The 18,056-nt window shown below is 34.4% G+C and carries 13 protein-coding genes and 2 tRNA genes; 9 read left to right on the forward strand and 6 right to left on the reverse strand.

Annotated features, from left to right (window positions below; all coding sequences use genetic code 11):
- Window positions 1–15: 15 nt before the first annotated feature.
- The 3 genes from gpmI to OZP12_RS19560 form a co-directional block, all read right to left on the reverse strand.
- Window positions 16–1,533: a 2,3-bisphosphoglycerate-independent phosphoglycerate mutase gene (gene gpmI / locus OZP12_RS19550; protein WP_281226764.1), complete on the reverse strand. Its 1,518-nt coding sequence runs from the start codon at window positions 1,531–1,533 to the stop codon at window positions 16–18.
- A 238-nt stretch (window positions 1,534–1,771) separates the two neighbouring features.
- Window positions 1,772–4,189: a DUF5916 domain-containing protein gene (locus OZP12_RS19555; protein ID WP_281226765.1), complete on the reverse strand. Its 2,418-nt coding sequence runs from the start codon at window positions 4,187–4,189 to the stop codon at window positions 1,772–1,774.
- A gap of 133 nt (window positions 4,190–4,322) precedes the next feature.
- Complete coding sequence (locus tag OZP12_RS19560; RefSeq protein WP_281226766.1) at window positions 4,323–6,719, reverse strand: DUF5916 domain-containing protein; 2,397 nt, start codon at window positions 6,717–6,719, stop codon at window positions 4,323–4,325.
- Between the two features lie 187 nt (window positions 6,720–6,906).
- On the opposite strand from OZP12_RS19560, the gene OZP12_RS19565 reads away from it, so the two are divergent.
- Window positions 6,907–7,629 carry a murein L,D-transpeptidase catalytic domain family protein gene (locus OZP12_RS19565; protein WP_281226767.1) on the forward strand — a complete coding sequence of 241 codons (723 nt, stop codon included), beginning with the start codon at window positions 6,907–6,909 and terminating at the stop codon, window positions 7,627–7,629.
- Here OZP12_RS19565 and OZP12_RS19570 read toward each other — a convergent pair.
- Window positions 7,618–9,204 carry a L,D-transpeptidase family protein gene (locus OZP12_RS19570; protein WP_281226768.1) on the reverse strand — a complete coding sequence of 529 codons (1,587 nt, stop codon included), beginning with the start codon at window positions 9,202–9,204 and terminating at the stop codon, window positions 7,618–7,620. The genes OZP12_RS19565 and OZP12_RS19570 overlap by 12 nt on opposite strands.
- Window position 9,205: 1 nt before the next feature.
- Window positions 9,206–9,643 carry a GNAT family N-acetyltransferase gene (locus OZP12_RS19575; protein WP_281226769.1) on the reverse strand — a complete coding sequence of 146 codons (438 nt, stop codon included), beginning with the start codon at window positions 9,641–9,643 and terminating at the stop codon, window positions 9,206–9,208.
- Window positions 9,644–9,778: 135 nt separating this feature from the next.
- Here OZP12_RS19575 and OZP12_RS19580 point away from each other — a divergent pair.
- Together OZP12_RS19580 and OZP12_RS19585 are read left to right on the forward strand one after the other, a co-directional pair.
- A tRNA-Gly gene (locus OZP12_RS19580) sits at window positions 9,779–9,851 on the forward strand.
- 46 nt (window positions 9,852–9,897) lie between these two features.
- A tRNA-Gly gene (locus tag OZP12_RS19585) sits at window positions 9,898–9,973 on the forward strand.
- Between the two features lie 44 nt (window positions 9,974–10,017).
- On the opposite strand, the gene OZP12_RS19590 is transcribed toward OZP12_RS19585, so the two are convergent.
- The gene (locus OZP12_RS19590; protein ID WP_281226771.1) at window positions 10,018–11,274 is read right to left on the reverse strand and encodes a DUF445 domain-containing protein; all 1,257 of its coding nucleotides are present in this window, start codon (window positions 11,272–11,274) and stop codon (window positions 10,018–10,020) included.
- 218 nt (window positions 11,275–11,492) lie between these two features.
- Between OZP12_RS19590 and OZP12_RS19595 the strand changes: the two genes are divergently transcribed.
- The 6 genes from OZP12_RS19595 to OZP12_RS19620 all read left to right on the forward strand — a co-directional run bounded on the left by OZP12_RS19595 (window position 11,493) and on the right by OZP12_RS19620 (window position 18,043).
- Window positions 11,493–12,167 carry a TetR/AcrR family transcriptional regulator gene (locus OZP12_RS19595; RefSeq protein WP_281226772.1) on the forward strand — a complete coding sequence of 225 codons (675 nt, stop codon included), beginning with the start codon at window positions 11,493–11,495 and terminating at the stop codon, window positions 12,165–12,167.
- Window positions 12,168–12,191: 24 nt separating this feature from the next.
- Entirely contained in the window at window positions 12,192–13,850 is a 1,659-nt protein-coding gene (locus OZP12_RS19600) for a peptidase domain-containing ABC transporter (protein WP_281226773.1), read from the forward strand.
- Between the two features lie 4 nt (window positions 13,851–13,854).
- Window positions 13,855–15,201 carry an HlyD family secretion protein gene (locus OZP12_RS19605; RefSeq protein ID WP_281226774.1) on the forward strand — a complete coding sequence of 449 codons (1,347 nt, stop codon included), beginning with the start codon at window positions 13,855–13,857 and terminating at the stop codon, window positions 15,199–15,201.
- Window positions 15,201–16,589, forward strand: coding sequence for a TolC family protein (locus tag OZP12_RS19610; protein WP_281226776.1), 1,389 nt, complete (start codon window positions 15,201–15,203; stop codon window positions 16,587–16,589). Before OZP12_RS19605 ends, OZP12_RS19610 begins: the two co-directional genes overlap by 1 nt.
- 43 nt (window positions 16,590–16,632) lie before the next feature.
- Complete coding sequence (gene map, locus OZP12_RS19615; RefSeq protein WP_281226777.1) at window positions 16,633–17,451, forward strand: type I methionyl aminopeptidase; 819 nt, start codon at window positions 16,633–16,635, stop codon at window positions 17,449–17,451.
- 217 nt (window positions 17,452–17,668) lie between these two features.
- The gene (locus OZP12_RS19620) at window positions 17,669–18,043 is read left to right on the forward strand and encodes a GxxExxY protein (protein WP_281226778.1); all 375 of its coding nucleotides are present in this window, start codon (window positions 17,669–17,671) and stop codon (window positions 18,041–18,043) included.
- Window positions 18,044–18,056: the final 13 nt, after the last annotated feature.

Genomic DNA, 18,056 nt, shown 5'->3' on the forward strand with positions numbered 1-18,056 from the left:
CCAATCGGCGTCTTTTTATAGCAAAGAATGACTAGTCATTGCAGCTGGTTGCTCGATTCCCATCAAAGCAAGAATTGTTGGCGCAATATCTCCTAAAACACCATTGTTGATGTTTTTCAATTCTTTATCCACCAAAATAATTGGCACTGGATTCGTAGTGTGAGCCGTATTTGGAGTACCGTCAGGGTTAATCATCGTCTCACAATTACCGTGGTCAGCAATTACAATAGTTGTGTAGTCATTGGCAAGAGCCGCTTCAACAACTTCTTTCACGCAGGCATCAACAGCCTCGCAAGCTTTAATTGCAGCCTCCATAACTCCTGTATGCCCAACCATGTCACCATTAGCAAAGTTTAAACACACGAAATCAACTTCTCCTTTGTTCAATTCAGGTACCAAAGCATCTTTCAATTCATAAGCACTCATTTCTGGTTGCAAATCGTAAGTAGCTACTTTTGGAGAGTTTCTCAAAATTCTGGTTTCACCCTCAAATGGAGTTTCACGACCTCCTGAGAAGAAAAATGTTACGTGTGGATATTTTTCTGTTTCGGCAATACGAATTTGTTTTTTATTGGCTTTTTCCAAAACTTCACCCAATGTTTCAGTGATATTATCTTTATTATAAACCACTTTTACATTTTCGTAAGTTTCATCATAGTTTGTAAGCGTCACATAGTACAACTGTAATTTGTGCATGTTTTGCTCGTGGAAGTCTTTTTGCGAAAGTGCTTCAGTCAACTCACGACCTCTGTCCGTTCTAAAGTTGAAGAAAATAACAACGTCATCCTCTTTAATTGTTGCAACAGGCTGGTTATTTCCATCAACCATAATAATTGGTTGGATAAACTCATCGGTTACATCTTTTTTGTAGCTTTCTTTAATACTTGCCTCGGCATCTGTTGAATAGATTCCTTCTCCATTAACCACTGCATCATAGGCCAATTTTACTCTTTCCCAACGTTTATCTCTGTCCATTGCATAGTAACGACCTGTTATCGATGCTAATTTCACAGTAGTAGGGTAAATATAGTTTTCTAAATCCTGAACGTATTTTTTCCCTGATTTAGGATCTACGTCACGACCATCCGTAAAAGCATGTACAAATACATTTTGTAATCCGTACTCTTGAGTGGCATCGATTAATCCTCTTAAGTGAGAAGTGTGTGAGTGAACACCTCCATCTGAAAGTAAACCTAAAAAGTGTACTTTTTTATTGTTTTGTTTGGCATATTCAAAAGCTTCAATTAATACTGGCTCTTTTGCCAATGTTTTGTGTTCAACGGCAAGATTGATTTTGGCCAAATCTTGATAAACAATTCTTCCCGCTCCAAGGTTCATGTGCCCTACTTCGCTATTTCCCATTTGTCCTTCCGGAAGACCAACATTTAATCCGTCTGTACGAAGTTGTGCATTCGGATACTTTGTATAAAGACTATTTATAAACGGAACATTTGCATTATCAATTGCAGAAACTTTCGGGTCAGGAGATTTTCCCCAACCGTCTAAAATCATTAAAATTACTTTTTTGTTCATGGTATGAAATTTTTTGCAAAGATAAAGCTTTCCCAAAAAATATAAGTTCGTCAAAACTACTATTGTACATAAAAAAGCGAAGTACAACAAATACCTAAAATTGTGTTGTAAAAAGCCTTTTTTTGTAAAAAAAACGCAAAAAAAATCCTCAAAAAACCAGTATAAAAATCGAGAATTTTGAAGAGAATTTTATCCTGTAAAAATACTTTTGCGTATAAAACGTTTTCGTAATTATTAACTAAAAAATATTTTTAACTCGATTATAATCGATGAAGTACTTCACGCTTATAGACACAACATGACTTAAATCTTCGTTATTAAGTAAACTGGTATAATTATTTCCAAAATCCTTATTGATCAAATTATCATATTTTGCAGCATTGCTTCGGTACAAAATAGTCATTTGACTTCCTGGGGCAAACCACCAATTATAAGACACATCCAAATTCCAGGTAATCAGATTTTGATTTTTGTTCTCGGTATAACTATCATAAGAACTCAACCTACCATTGTTTTCAAGTTCATAAAAGTTTTTGTTCTCGGTATATGACCAATAATAACGGGCAGAAAGATTAAAATTCATTTTACTGTTCAGTGAATATTTTCCATTGAGCGTATTGGTATAATTAATCACATCACGATTGGCATAAATTATCATATCCGGAGGCAAAGCATCATTATTGGAACTATTATCAACATAGCCTTTGTTATTGTTTTGGCGGAAAAAATTAAATTCATAGTTTACTGCCAAATGATCGCTAAAACGGTATCTCGGACTCAGATAAAATCCATACGAATCCCTGCCCGGTTCATTTAAGTACGCAAAAGATGGATTAAAATCGAAAGCAAATTTTTTGTTATAATTTGTTGATATCGAAAACCAACCTCCAAAACGAGTAGGATCAATACTGTAACGACCTTCAGATCTGGGTTCGTAATAATTGTAAGTCTCAACAGGGCGATACTGCAACCCAAAACCCACATAGTGATTCTTCTTTGAAGTGGTGTTCACATTCCAATTAATCTGATCTGATTGCAACTTTCCAGTTTTCTTTTGAAATTGGGTATAAGCATTGACATTGGTATTGAAAGAATTGAATCTTTTGGTTGGGTTAAGAATACGATAACTGGTATTCCCATAAAAACTATAATAATTGGTTTCAAAATTGATTCCCAAATCGTTGTTATCAAAATCCTTAGTAACCAAATTACTTTCAACATAATAACGATATTTGCCGCTTGTTTTAGAAAAACTCAATAAGGAATTGATCCCTTTTTTCTTATCTTCAATATCGTTGACATAACTGTATTTAAAATTTCCGGCTAAGTTATAAGTGTTTTTGGCCGTGTTTAAATCCCATACCAATCCTGTCACATTTCCATCTCTAAAAGATCCTTCTCGGGTAACATTTGTATTGATTAAGGTTGCCGAAGAATTTTTATGAAAACGCTGATCAAAAACCAAGACATTGTAATTAGTCAACGGTTCTACCAAAACACGTCGGGTTTCCTGAGTGATTGTGTCCTTAATAACGGCATATGTCTTTTGGGTAACCGCATTAAGATATCCAATTCCCAATCCGCTTTTTGTTCTTCCTGAAATTTTTGTAGCATTATAAAGATCTACAGTTGATGGACTTTCTATTACTTCTTCATTAGTTTTTGTCTCAGGACTAGAGGAAGGTGAACCACCTATTCTTCGGGAATAAAAAAGATTTCCTTTGCTGAATAAATCAGTTCCTTCGGTAAAAAAAGCACGATTTTCATTAAATTGCTGTTCGAACGGACTCAAATTAAGTATTCGATCATCGTATTTGGTTTGTCCAAAATCAGGAATTAGCATCGCATCAAGTGTGAAAGCATCATTTATTCCATATTTAATATCCAAACCTCCTTTTAGTTCTCCATAGGTTTTTTGGTCAGCATTAGCATACGTATAAAAAGAAGCATATGGCAAAAAGAAAAGTCTCGTAGGTGTTTTTATATTTTCAATTCCCTCAACTGTTCCATTTTGTTGGGTAAATGTTCCTATTTTGTTATCGATTAAATTCCATGAATATTTTTGGCGATCCCTACTTATTTCCCTGAAAAAGTTAACACCCCATTTTTGTTTGCTTTCGCTCGAAAATCGTAATGCAGCATAAGGAATCCTCATTTCTACAACCCATCCAAAATCCGTAATAACTGCCTTACTGTCCCAAACAGCATCCCAGGAATAATCTTCTCCATTGTTATCTGTCGCCAAACAATCGGCTTGACCGTCACCGGCATTTACAAAAAATTCAAAATTTTGCTGTCCATCGTTATAACCATTGATGAACACGCCAAAAAAATCGGAAGCACCAAAATCATCTCTTTTGGTTAATTCACGCAAAATTTTATTTGGTTCATCGTCATACATCAAAGCACCAACATAAATCGCTTCGTTATCAAACAAAATCCTAACCTCAGTTCTTTTGTTATAAGGAATTGCTTTACCGTTGTCTGGTTGAAACATAACAAAATCAGTAGCAACAGGAACAGATTGCCAGGTTGCTTCATCCAGTTTCCCATCTAAAGTTATTTTTTCAGTAGTAAATTTTGTTTGCAAAGATTTCTTCTGACTATATATCAAAGTTGAGAATAAAAGAAAACAAAAGAAGAAATACTTTTTCATGAAATAGGGTAATTTTAGTCACTTAAAAAAATAGCAAACCAAACTCTAATCGGGTTCTAAAATTTGATTTTAATATTTTGTGCTAGAATAGACTGCAGATTACCACTAATGTTACACTTTTGTAAAAAAAAGATTAGAATTTATTTTTAACAACATTGTAATCAATATAATAACGAAGACTTAAAGAAATAATATTGGTCAAATTGCTATTGAAAACATTCTTCAAGTTATTTGAAAGATCCTTCTCAATTTGATTAGTTTCTTCCAAAGCATAATTACGATACAAAACAATCATTTCGCTACCAGGAGCAAACCACCATGAATACGATAAATCTAAGTTCCAGGAATTGAAGTTTCTGTTTTTATTAAGATTATAGCTTGGATTTGGAGTTAGATAGCCATCATCCTGCAACGTAAAAAACTCATGATTATCAGCATAAGACCAATAATAACGAACATCAAGATTTAGAGACATTCTATTGGTAATAGCAAATTTACCAGTAAGTGTATTCTGGAGAATTTCTCTATTTCTTTCGGCAAAAACAATGCCTGAATCATCATTGTCTATGCGTCCCCTATCATTTCTCTTATCTGTATAATCTAAAGCATACTCCAATGAAAATTGATTATTGAAACGATATTTCGGATTAATATAAATTCCATAAGTATCTCTGTCATCTTCATCAAATTTCGCAAATGATACTGTCGCATCAACTGTAAAAGCGTGATTCCTGTTTAACTCAAACCCAAAATAAGAAGATACTCTTTTTGGAACATAAACATAACGTCCATATACCCTTGGCTCGTAAAAATCGAAAGTAGGTCTTGGAGTATAAAGCAACGAAAATTCATAATAGGTATTTTTTAAAGAAGAAGCCCCTATAGTTGCCTTTAAATAATCGTCCTGAACTTTTCCTGTTGTATTTTGGATTTCCAAACTAGCTTCCTGAACCACTTTAAAAGTATTGAAAACAGAGGTAGGATTCAAGATTCTATAACTCGCATTTCCATAAGCATTATGATAGTTTGTATAATAAATAAGTCCTAAATCATTGACATCATAATTTTCAGAAATGTATTTTCCCGAAACTTGATATCGAATTTTTCCGCTTGTCTTTTCAAAATTCAGAGCTGTTTTATAACCGTCATAATCATCAATCGTATTTACCGAACTGTATTTAAAATCCCCGTTCAGACTGTAACTGTTTTTCTTTGTATTCAAATCGAATAAAAGCCCGGCAACATTAGCATCCCTAAAACTACCATTTCGAATAGTATTGGTATTAATAAAAGTAACCGATGAATTTTGATTGAACCGCTGATCCAAAACAATAATATTATAGTTGGCAAGTGGTTCTATGACTTCTTTTCTGGTAGTCATAGCTACGGTATCTTTTATGGTTGCGTATGTTTTTTCGGTAAGGGCATTCAAAAAACCTATTCCCAAACCATTTTTAGTACGTCCTGATATTTTAATTGCGTTAAGCAAATCAACAGTACTTGGATAGTCGGTAATTTTTTCATTTTCCTTCAGTTCTGGCTCAGAACTTGGATAGCCGCCTATCCTTCTGGAATAAAACAAATTCCCTTTAGAAAACAGCTCTGTTCCTTCTGTAAAAAAAGGTCGATTTTCATTCAATTGTTGTTCGAAAGGTTCTAGATTCAAAATAGCATTATCAAATTTGGTTTGACCAAAATCAGGTACTAAAATAGCATCCAAAGTAAAGGCATCATTGATTCCATATTTGATATCAACACCTCCCTTAAATGTTTTATCCGATTGAAATTTGTCTTTTTGATAGTAGACTGACGCGTAAGGAATGAAGAATAATCGGGTTGGTGTCTTAATGTTTTCGATTCCTTCTAACAATCCGTTTTGGGTCAATTCCGCTCCAATTTTAGTATCAATCCGATTCCAAGAATACACCTGTACATCACGCTGTATATTCCTAAGGAAGTTGATACCCCAAGTTTGTTTATTTGAATTTGGAAAACGTATAGCTGCATAAGGGATTTTCATTTCGACAACCCACCCTTTATCGGTTATCACTGCCTTACTGTCCCAAATAGCATCCCATGAAAAATCTTTATTATCTTCGGTAGCAATACAATCCAACTGAACTCCGGCAGAGGTTACATAAAACCGAAAATCCTGTTGCCCGTCATTAAATCCATTAATGAATATTGCAAAATAATCAGACACACCGAAAACATCCCTATTAGTGATTTCCTTTTTTATTTTGGCTGGGTTTTCGTCATATAATGTCGCAGCAATATAAATTGCGTCATTATCATAAACTACTCTTACCTCTGTTTTTTTATTCTCACTTATCAGCTTACCGTTATCAGGTTGATACATTACAAAATCCGTAGCAATTTCTGCCGAATTCCATGTATCTTCCGAAATCTTACCATCAATGGAAATCTTGGACGCAATCGATTTCACATTAAGTGTCTTTTTTTGACCGTGCAGTAGTAGGCTTGTGCAAATAATTACAAAAAAAACAATACTGTTTCTAATTTTGGTCATAAAAAGATATTGGTTTCTAACAAAAATAATGTAAAATTTTAAAAATATACTGACATAGGTTACAATTTTGTGACTAAAAGTCGACAAAAAATCAAAATTTATCGTTAAACTGCATTTTTATTTTTTGAACCTGAATTTGTTTGTATATTTGTAGCCCCCAAATTAATATTCAACTAAATGAATTTCAATGATTTATAAGATTTTTATCGTAATAATATTTCTATTCGCTTCTTTCTCGTTTAAAAGTGATACCGAAGTTTCCCCTAAAATAACAACAAAAAAATTAATTGTTTCAAATGTGCTGTCAAATATTGACAGTAAGATCCACTCCATTTATGATTCTCTGCAAACCAATCAGTTTCAGTTACCGAATGAAGAGTGTTTTGCCGAAGCTTTGAAAGGATTCTATGCATTAAAAGAAAAAGGTGCAATCAAGAAAGATATCTTAACATTAATTGATTTTAGTTTATCATCCAATTCAAAGCGTCTTTGGATCATTGATTTGGCAACCGATCAAATACTTTTTCAATCTTTAGTTGCTCACGGAAGAAACACAGGAGAGGAATTCGCTAATAACTTTTCCAATTCTCCAGAATCTTTCAAAAGCAGTTTAGGCTTCTATGTAACAGGAGAAGTGTATAATGGAAAACACGGCATCTCACTAAAACTGGATGGTTTAGAAAAAGGTATAAATGATTCTGCACGCAAAAGAGCCGTTGTCGTTCATGGCGCCGATTATGTTTCGGAATCATTTATAAAACAACACAACCGATTAGGAAGAAGTCAGGGATGCCCGGCAGTTCCTGTTGAATTTGCATCTGAAATTATTTCAATGATAAAAGACCAATCCTGTTTGTACATCTATCATCCTTCTTTAAACAACTTGAAACAACCCAGACTAATTTCGTAATTGGGCATATAAATCGGCGTCCAAATTGTAGATATCATCCACAAAAAACAATTCTCCGTTTTCACTCCATGCCGTCCAATACCATTGATATACAGCATAACGCTTAATTATTTTGATATAAAGAGTCTTCTTTTTGTCGATAATAGAATCCATTTTTTCTCTGGAATATTTATCAGGATTATCCAATAAAAGCTCGACCAATTCCAAAGGTTCTTCAATACGCACACAACCGGAACTCAGTGATCGAAAGTTTCGTTCAAACAAATCACGATGATTGGTATCGTGCATATAAACACTGAATCGGTTTGGAAAATTAATTTTAACGACTCCAAGCGCATTATTATAACCCGGTTTTTGAATGTAACGATAGCCTCTTGGCCTGGTCGAATCCCATTTTGACGGATTCACTTCATTACTATCAGAATCAAAAATTCCGATACCCATTTTTTTCAAATAGTTTCGGTCTTTGATCATTTCAGGAACAATATCTTCTTTCAAAATAGTCGGAGGAACTGTCCAGGTCGGATTAAAAACAACTGTCTGTAAAACTGAGGTCAATACCGGTGTTCTCCTTTTTCTTTTCCCTACAACTATGCGTTTAGTCATAGTAACATTTTGGTCTTCGACTACTTTCAGGCTATAATCAGGAATATTAATTAGAACATAATTGGGAGCAAATGATTTGGCATACCATCTCCATCGCTCTAAATTGGCAATGATCTGATGCTTCCTGTCTTCTTTGGTAAAATTTAGGGCTTTTATGGTGCTTTTACCAATAACTCCGTCAGACAATAATCCATGTCTGGTTTGGAATTTTTTCACTGCTTCAAATGTCTTATCGTCATAAAAAGCCGTCAGGCTGTCGTTAGTTTCTAAATCCTTCCAATAGATCAATTTCTTTTTGACGTCGATCATTCCCTTTTTTGAATGATTGTGCTTCATCACATAAGCCGTATCCAAAGACTGTGTCTTATCTTCTGGAAGTTTATTAATGATTTCCAATGCCTCTATCAATTTATTGTAAGTTATAGCTTGAGGCTTGCATTTCTCTATTACAGCAGCCAAAGAATCTTTTTCCAAAGCATTATTCAAAATCAATGTCACATCCGGATCTTCTATTCGCAAATCCCAATTATAATACAAATTCTTTGGATTCAATTTTCCTCGATGGAGCTGTTTCAAGAGTTTTTCAAAGTTATAGGAAAGCAATAAATCATATTGTATTTGTTGCTCTTCGTCTAATTCATTGAAATTTTCCTCCAACTTTTCTAATTTTAAGACACTGTAATCCGAGGGGCTCAACCCTTCATTTTCACATTTCTTAATCGTTTCAAGAATTATTTTTCTGTTTTTTTCAGACTGCCATACGGTTTTATCCTCTCTGGACCTGTAAAAATCCATGAGCGATTTACTTTTAAAAGCAGCAATCAACATAGTGTCAATTTCAAGAACTTCTCCTTCTTTGTCTGTTTTGACTGTAGGTTCACCTCCTTTTGTAGAGTCCGAATTTAGGGCTGGCTCTTTTTTGCAACTTATTAAAAACGTAAAAACAATAAAAAAACAAATTTTATTCATTTCAAATGCTTTTTACCATTAAGTAATGTTCACCAACATCTTTTATTTCAAAGGCTTCCCCAACTTTGACGTAGCCTAATTTTTCATAAAAGCCAACAGCCGCTGTTCTGGCGTTAAACCAAATTAAATCGGCTTGTTGTTCATTGCAGTATATTTCACAATGTTTAACCAATGATTCTCCGATTCCTTTTTTTTGATATGATTCTAAAACGGCCATTCCTCGGATTTGGTATTGAATATCATCTGAAAAACTGTTATTATTTGTTTTGAAAACTGATATAATCCCAACCAAATCGTCATTTATATAATATCCAAAATGGCTCGTAGAAGGTAAATCATCCCCTTCAAATTTACAAGTTTCAATTGGTTTTCCCTTTCTAAGAACAACATGCCTTACGGAATAAGTCTCTAAATCGGTTATTTTTTCAATGTTTATCATAAATATTTAAAAAAAATAAAAGTATAACTTTTTAATTTTAAAACGGTTGTAAAACAGATACAGAAATATCGATTTATTTTTCAAAAAAAATTTGCAAATAAGTTTTTTAATTATTTATCTTTGCACCTCAGAAATGCGGAAGTAGCTCAGTTGGTAGAGCTCCAGCCTTCCAAGCTGGTTGTCGCGAGTTCGAGCCTCGTCTTCCGCTCTAAATCAATCTTTTTGATTGTAAAGGGTAAATTTTAATGATTAATGCGGAAGTAGCTCAGTTGGTAGAGCTCCAGCCTTCCAAGCTGGTTGTCGCGAGTTCGAGCCTCGTCTTCCGCTCCAAAAGCCTCAAATGAAAATTTGAGGCTTTTTTTTATTTCAAAATTTTACACCACTAAACTATGCAGTACACATTCCACTGCATAAATCAAAAGCCCAACCAAACCTCCAACGAGAGTTCCATTAATTCTGATATACTGAAGATCGCTTCCTATTTCCAGCTCTAGCTTTTTCGAAACCTCATCGGTATCCCAACTTTTCACAGTAGACGCTATCAGGTCACCAATCATTTTTTTATTATTGATAAGCACCGAAAGCACATCATTCTTAATAAAATTATTAATCTTATCGACCATCAATTGGTCTGCCTGTATTCCTTTTCCAAAACTCTGAATCATATTCGCAACACCTTTCTTTATCACCGATTTTTCTTTTTGTACCAAATCATTGGCGATAGCCGTTTTAATTTCCAGCCAAATCCCATTAATATAATCCTGCACCTCTTTTTTATCGGCAAAGCCAAGAACCAACTCATTTACTTTTTGCTGCATTTCAGGAGATTCCTTCAAATCTTGTATAAACCGTATCAAATACTCGCTGATTTTTTTCCGAATTGAACTGTCTTTATGGCTTGCCTCCACCAAAAAATCATACAAGCCGTTAAAAACACCTTCAGTTATTTTCTTATCGGCTAAGCCAAAAGAAAGAAATGGAGTCGAACTTTTTACTTTTTCTTCAATCAGATGTTTGTTATTATTCAGCTCAACTATTAGTGTTTTCAAAATATTAGTTACTAATTCCTCTTGTTTTTCGCTTTTTACCAATGATTCTAAACCAAGGACAATCCATTCACTAAAGTTTATTTTTCGCAATTGACTATTGAACTGTCTATGAATAAAACCCTTTACTTCCTCGTCATCAACAGTTTTCAGAACTCCCGGAATTACATTTTCCACAATTAAATCGGCAACCAAATGAGCATTTTTATCATCAATCAACCAGTCCGAAGCTTTTATCGCCACGTTAAATTGTTCAATTTTTACTTCTAATTTCTCCCTTGTCAAAAACTCGTCAGAAACAAAATCCCCTAGATTCTCCCCTATTTTGTCCTTATTGCTCGGAATCAAAGCTGTATGCGGAATCGGAATCCCCAGCGGGTGCCTAAACAACGCTACCACTGCAAACCAATCGGCGATGCCTCCCACCATTGCTGCTTCGCTCAAAGCTTTCAGCCAATTAATTCTATACACATTGGCAATTACAAAAAGAACTACTGCAGCTCCCAAAAGAATTAAAGCACTTCTTTTCATTTTAACCAAATCCTTTTCCTTTTTACTGTTTTCCTGTTCTACCGTTGTATTCATAATGCAATAAAATTGATTTTTAGCTAATTTAAAACATTTTCACATACCATAAATTTGAAACACCTCTTTGCTATTTCCTTTAAGTTCTGTTAAAGCACATTAAAAGCTGTGATGTAATAAATACCATAGCAGCACAGCACATAAAAGAACTTAAATAAAAGTTAAAATTTCACAATTAAAAGCAATACTATTATATTTGCAGGCATAATTATCAACTTATGAACACTATACTATCAAACATAAAAATTCAAGTCAACGAAAAGCTGTACGTAAAGGATCCCGAGACTTCCGATTTAGGTAAAAAAATAATCGAGAACAGTATTCTTTTAATTGATGAAATCGGGATTGAACATTTCACTTTCAAAAAACTAGGTGAAAGAATTGGCTCCAACGAAAGTTCCATTTATAGGTATTTTGAAAACAAACACAAATTAGTAGTTTATTTATCATCTTGGTATTGGGGATGGATGGAATATAAATTGGTTTTTGTCACAACCAATATTTCAAATCCGGCTGAAAAACTGCAAAAAGCAATAACAATTGTCACGGAAAAAATTACTGATGATCTCAGCACAAAACATATTAATGAAGCTATTTTGAATAAAATAATAATTTCAGAATTTAGCAAAACACTGTACACGAAGGAAGTAGATGACGATAACAAAGAGGGTTATTTTTTGGTTTATAAAAGAGTAATAAACCGGCTTATCAGTATTATACAGGAAGTAAACCCAGATTACAGCTATGCCAAAAGTTTAGCATCAAGTATTGTGGAGGGAAGCTTACATCAGCATTTTTTGACCGAACATCTAAAAACAATCACGGATTGCAATACACCCGAAACTATAACTTCATTTTACTTAGATTTAGTAAACCGGATACTTTCTAAATAAAAAAATCATAAAAACCTCCTACCTATGACACCTTTAAAAAGATTTTATAATTTGCTTGAGCTAGATAAAAAGGATGTACTGCAAATTTTTTTCTACGCAATTTTCGCAGGACTTATCAGCTTGTCGCTGCCGTTAGGAATTCAAGCCATCATCAATTTTATCCAATCGGGGCGAGTGAGCGCTTCATGGATTGTTTTGACAATTATAGTAGTGGCTGGAGTCGCACTTGTTGGAATTTTGTCACTTATGCAGCTTAGAATCACAGAAAATTTACAGCAGAAGATATTTGTACGTTCTTCTTTTGAATTTGCAGCACGTTTACCAAAAATAAAATTTGATGCTCTTTACAGCACTTATCCTCCCGAATTAGCCAACCGCTTTTTCGACACATTAACAATACAAAAAGGAACCTCTAAATTATTAATAGATTTTTCGGCAGCCTTATTACAAATTGCTTTTGGACTGATACTGCTTTCATTGTATCATCCGTTTTTTATTGTTTTTGGCATAATGCTATTCTTTTTATTGTACTTCATTTTTAAATTTTCATACAAGACTGGTTTAGAAACAAGCCTAAAAGAATCTAAATTTAAATACAAAGTTGCTGGGTGGCTGCAGGAAGTTGCACGCAATAATTTCAGTTTCCGCAATCAGTTAAATTATGATTATGCATTACATAAAAATGACTTATTGGTTAATGACTATCTCAATTACAGAGAAAAACATTTCAATATAATTAAGAATCAATTTATACAATTAATACTTTTCAAAGTTTTAATAACGGCAAGTTTGCTAGCTATTGGCGGTTATTTAGTATTATCACAGGAAATGAATATCGGGCAATTTGTCGCTGCCGAAATCATCATCTTGCTTGTTATAAATTCTGTAGAAAAAATTGTGGTGGGCTTGGAAACTTTTTATGATATTTTAACTGCTCTCGAAAAAATTGGTCAAGTAACCGATTTGGATTTAGAAGACGAAACCGACGAACCATATGATAATTGCTATACCAATATCAGTTTGGAAACAGAGAATTTAACCTTTAAATTTCCTGATGCCAAACAAAACTCCTTGCGAACGATCAGTCTAAAAATCAATCAAGGTGAACGCATCTTTGTCGATGGGATCAATGGCTCCGGAAAAACAACTTTAATCCGCATTCTATCAGGGCTGTTGCAACCTACAACTGGTTCCTTTTACATTAATGACGACACCTTCAAGAAAATAAATTTAAAACAATATCGCTCCCAAATTGGCAGTATTATTTATGGTGAAACCTTATTTGAAGGAAGCATTTTTGACAATATTACTTTTAAAGATCCCGCAATCTCAACCGAAGATTTAAAATGGGCAATACACGGTGTACAACTTACCAATTATATAAAATCATTACCAAAAGGCTTAGACACTATCGTTTTTCCCGAAGGAAAACAATTATCATCATCCAACAGTCAAAAAATATTATTGGCAAGAAGTATCATCCATAAGCCAAAAATACTTTTTTACGAAGACCCAACTGACGCTATGGACGAAAGCATCACTAATGAAATTATCGATTTTATAACCGCCAAAGAACATTCATGGACCATTATAGTTTCATCCAAAAATCCATATTGGAGAACCAAATGCAATCGCATCATAACAATGCAAGACGGTAAAATTTTATTAGACTCTAAAAATTAAGAAGATGCTAAATATCTCTGAAAATAACAAGATAAATCAATCGCTTGATCGTTTTAAAACGATGCAAACGCTTAAAAACAAGAAGGATTATAAAATTTTAAATAAAATAATAATCGGTGTTTCAATACTTGCTTTTTGTATTTTATTTCTTCCATGGACCCAAAACATCTCGGGTTCCGGAGCAGTCACGACTTTGAAACCCAATCAAAGACCTCAATCAATACAAAGCGTCATTTCGGGAAGAATTGAAAAATGGTATGTTCAAGAGGGCGACTTTGTACAAAAAGGGGATACTATTTTATACATTTCAGAAATAAAAGAGGATTATATGGACCCCAATTTGGTTGCGAATACCAAAAACCAAGTAGAAGCTAAAAAACAATCCGTACAATCTTATGAATCGAAAGTAGAAAGCCTGAACAGTCAGTTAGTGGCAATTGAATCTGAAAAAAGGCTCAAACTCGAACAGGCTCAAAACAAAATCAAGCAGGCACGTTTGAAAATCAAAAGTGACAGTATTGATTTGATCGCCGCCAACACCCAGCTGAAAATTGCCACTACACAACTCAACCGTTCCTTACAATTAAACAAGGAAGGCTTAAAACCTTTGACAGATGTAGAAGAAAAAAGACTAAAACTGCAAGATGCAGAAGCCAAAATCATTAATCAGGAGAACAAATTATTAAGCAGCAAAAACGATTATATAAATACAAAAGTAGAAATAAGCCGCATCACAGCTGAATATTCTGAAAAAGCTGCCAAATCAGAGAGCGATCAGTTTACAGCCAAAAGCAGTCAATATGATGCTGCTGCACAGGTAAGCAAATTGGAAAATCAATACAACAATTACAGCATCCGTAATAATATGTATTACATCAGAGCGGCACAAAGCGGCTACATCAACAGAGCTTTGCAATCTGGAATTGGAGAAACCATAAAAGAAGGAACCGCTATTGCAACAATAATGCCTTCTGTATACGATATTGCTGTAGAAACCTATGTGAATCCTATTGACTTGCCGTTAATCCGCAAAGGTGAAAAAGTCAGAGTCTGGTTTGACGGATGGCCTACTATCGTTTTTTCCGGATGGCCCAATGCTTCTTACGGTACCTTTGGCGGTAAAGTGGTCGCTATCGAAAACTTCATCAGCGATAATGGAAAATACCGAGTGTTAATTGCTCCGGACAAAGACGAAGAAGCATGGCCAAAACAAGTAAGTATTGGTTCCGGAGCACAAACGTTGGCTTTATTGGATACCGTACCCATTTGGTTTGAAATATGGAGAACCTTAAACGGATTTCCTCCTAATTATTATAAAAAAGACGCAAAACCATCTAAAGAAAAGAAATAATGAAACGACTTTTCTACCTATTATTATTTTTTTCAATTGTTACTCAAGGACAGGAAACCGCCTCGAAAGAACTGAGCTACAATGAGTTTTTGGGTTATGTAAAAAAATACCATCCATTGGTCAAAAACGCACAGCTTGAACTCAATAAAGCGCAAGCCGAATTAATGATGGCGCGTGGCAGCTTCGATCCAAAAATTGAAGTGGATTACGCCCAAAAACAATTTAAGGGCAAAGAATATTATTCGATTTTAAACAGCAGTTTTAAAATTCCAACTTGGTACGGAGTCGAAATAAAAGCTGGTTTTGACGACAACGAAGGATATTACCTGAATCCTCAGAACACAACTCCCGCACAAGGTCTAACCTCATTAGGAATAAGTGTTCCGCTAGGGCAAGGTTTATGGATTAATAAAAGAATGGCAGATTTGCGCAAGGCAAAAATGCAGATAGAATTAAGCACAGCTGAAGTAAAACTGGAAGCAATCGGCGTTTTATATGATGCGTCTTTGGCATATTTCAACTGGAAAAAAAACTATGAGGAAGTACAATTATATGAAAACTATACCAAAAATGCGAAGAAACGAAATGCCGGAATTCAGTCTTTGATACAGCAAGGAGATAAACCTGCTATTGATAGTGTGGAATCGGGAATCATTGTAAAAAACAGGATTTTGAGTTTGGAGGATTCTAAACTGAAACTAATCAAAGCGAAACTGGAATTATCCAATTTTTTATGGCTGGAGAATGCTGTCCCAATGGAAATCTCGGATGAATTAATTCCAGAAACACAGCTCGAAAATACGATTCAGGAGACATTAAAAACCAACAATTTAGCCACTGACGATTTTTCGATTGAAAATCATCCTAAAATAAATGCGCTGCAAAGCAAGATTGACATTCTGAATGTAGAACGAAAACTGAATGCCAATGAACTGCTGCCGAAAATAGATATTGGCTATTCCTATCTATCGGAACCCAAATATTTTAATGAATTTGAAACGGATGATTATAAAATAGGTTTAGACTTTTCGTTTCCGTTGTTTTTAAGAAAAGAACGAGGCAAATTAAAATTGACAAAATTCAAAATTCAGGAAACCGAATATATTTTAGATGTAGAAAAAATACAGCTCGCTAATAAAATTGAAGCTCAAAAAACTGAAATCACTTCACTCGCTAAACAACTAAAATTAATTAAAGACTTGTCAAAAGACAACCAGACGATGCTGCAATCGGAGGAGCGTTTGTTCTCTTTTGGAGAAAGTTCATTGTTTTTAATCAACACCCGCGAAAACAATTTGGTCAGTGCACAACTAGCACAAATCAATCTTGCTAATCGCTTTTACATATCCAATTCAGAACTTTTTAAAATTATGGCGAATCCAAATTAAATAATTTTAAAAGTGTATTTTTGCAAACTGAAAATTTGAAAATATGATTATTCAAAAAACCCGTGAGGAAATAGAGTTAATGCGCGAAAGTGCGTTGATCGTATCAAAAACGTTAGGAATGATTGCTTCTGAAATAAAAGAAGGAGTTACAACATTATATTTGGACAAAAGAGCCGAAGAATTCATCAGGGATCACGGAGCTGTACCAAGCTTTCTTGGTCTTTACGGTTTCCCGAATTCATTATGCATGAGTCCAAATTCACAAGTAGTACACGGAATCCCAAACAACAAACCTCTGGAAAGCGGTGACGTTATTTCGGTGGACTGTGGCGCTTTCAAAAATGGATTTCATGGAGACCACGCCTATTCTTTTGAAATTGGAGAAGTCGCTCCCGAAACCAAAAAGCTACTTCAGGTAACCAAAGAATCGCTTTACGTAGGAATTCGCGAATTACGCGCCGGAAACCGAGTGGAAGATGTGGGGAATGCTATTCAAAAATATACCGAATCACATGGTTATGGTGTGGTTCGTGAATTAGTTGGCCACGGTGTGGGACAAAAAATGCACGAAGATCCGGAGATGCCTAACTACGGAAAAAAAGGCCGTGGTAAACTTTTGATTGAAGGTATGGTTGTCGCCATTGAACCAATGATCAATATGGGAACCAAAAATATAAAACAACACAAAGACGGTTGGACAATCACCACCGCCGACGGTAAACCATCTGCCCACTTTGAGCATGATGTAGCCATCATAGACGGAAAACCTGAGATTCTATCGACTTTCTATTATATCTACAAAGAATTGGGGATTGTGAGTAATGAAGAAGATGAATTTAGAAAAGTGCCTTTGGTTGTTTAAATAAGAATTTCGCGAATTAGCACGAATTTTAAATCCACTAAAATTTCACTAACTAAATTTGAAAAATACGAATTTGCTTCGCCTGTTCGCTGTTGCTCAAGCCACGAATTGGCACGAATTGTAAATTCTAAAAAATTTCGCTAACTAAAATTGAAAAACACTAATTTCACGAATTGGCACGAATTCTAAATCTATTAAATTTCACTAACTTCAAAAGATGCACGATTTATATTTAAAGGAAGAAGCTTATACAATTGTTGGTCTTTGTATGGAGGTTCATAAAATTCTTGGAAAAGGACATAGTGAAAAAGTTTATGGAGATGCTTTAGAATATGAGTTTAAGAAAAATAATATTCCTTATTCCAGAGAATCAAAATTCAACATCGAATATAAAGAGATTATTTTACCAACCTATTATTTTGCAGATTTTGTGATTTTTGATGAAATTATTTTAGAAATAAAAGCAATCCAAGAACTTTCAAACAGTGAAATAAAACAAACATTAAATTATCTTGCTGCATCACAAAACCGACTAGGATTACTAGTTAATTTTGGAGAGGACAGCCTAAAATACAAAAGAATAATTCTTTAACCATAATATTCGT

It is taken from the genome of Flavobacterium aquiphilum, from assembly GCF_027111335.1.
GTDB classification, from domain to species: Bacteria; Bacteroidota; Bacteroidia; order Flavobacteriales; family Flavobacteriaceae; genus Flavobacterium; species Flavobacterium aquiphilum.

What these genes read in the sequence shown, in the direction of transcription:
- gpmI (WP_281226764.1), bottom strand. Translation starts at nt 1,533, where the DNA reads ATGAACAAAAAAGTAATTTTAATGATTTTAGACGGTTGGGGAAAATCT.
- OZP12_RS19555 (WP_281226765.1), bottom strand. Translation starts at nt 4,189, where the DNA reads ATGAAAAAGTATTTCTTCTTTTGTTTTCTTTTATTCTCAACTTTGATA.
- OZP12_RS19560 (WP_281226766.1), bottom strand. Translation starts at nt 6,719, where the DNA reads ATGACCAAAATTAGAAACAGTATTGTTTTTTTTGTAATTATTTGCACA.
- OZP12_RS19565 (WP_281226767.1), top strand. Translation starts at nt 6,907, where the DNA reads ATGATTTATAAGATTTTTATCGTAATAATATTTCTATTCGCTTCTTTC.
- OZP12_RS19570 (WP_281226768.1), bottom strand. Translation starts at nt 9,204, where the DNA reads ATGAATAAAATTTGTTTTTTTATTGTTTTTACGTTTTTAATAAGTTGC.
- OZP12_RS19575 (WP_281226769.1), bottom strand. Translation starts at nt 9,643, where the DNA reads ATGATAAACATTGAAAAAATAACCGATTTAGAGACTTATTCCGTAAGG.
- OZP12_RS19590 (WP_281226771.1), bottom strand. Translation starts at nt 11,274, where the DNA reads ATGAATACAACGGTAGAACAGGAAAACAGTAAAAAGGAAAAGGATTTG.
- OZP12_RS19595 (WP_281226772.1), top strand. Translation starts at nt 11,493, where the DNA reads ATGAACACTATACTATCAAACATAAAAATTCAAGTCAACGAAAAGCTG.
- OZP12_RS19600 (WP_281226773.1), top strand. Translation starts at nt 12,192, where the DNA reads ATGACACCTTTAAAAAGATTTTATAATTTGCTTGAGCTAGATAAAAAG.
- OZP12_RS19605 (WP_281226774.1), top strand. Translation starts at nt 13,855, where the DNA reads ATGCTAAATATCTCTGAAAATAACAAGATAAATCAATCGCTTGATCGT.
- OZP12_RS19610 (WP_281226776.1), top strand. Translation starts at nt 15,201, where the DNA reads ATGAAACGACTTTTCTACCTATTATTATTTTTTTCAATTGTTACTCAA.
- map (WP_281226777.1), top strand. Translation starts at nt 16,633, where the DNA reads ATGATTATTCAAAAAACCCGTGAGGAAATAGAGTTAATGCGCGAAAGT.
- OZP12_RS19620 (WP_281226778.1), top strand. Translation starts at nt 17,669, where the DNA reads ATGCACGATTTATATTTAAAGGAAGAAGCTTATACAATTGTTGGTCTT.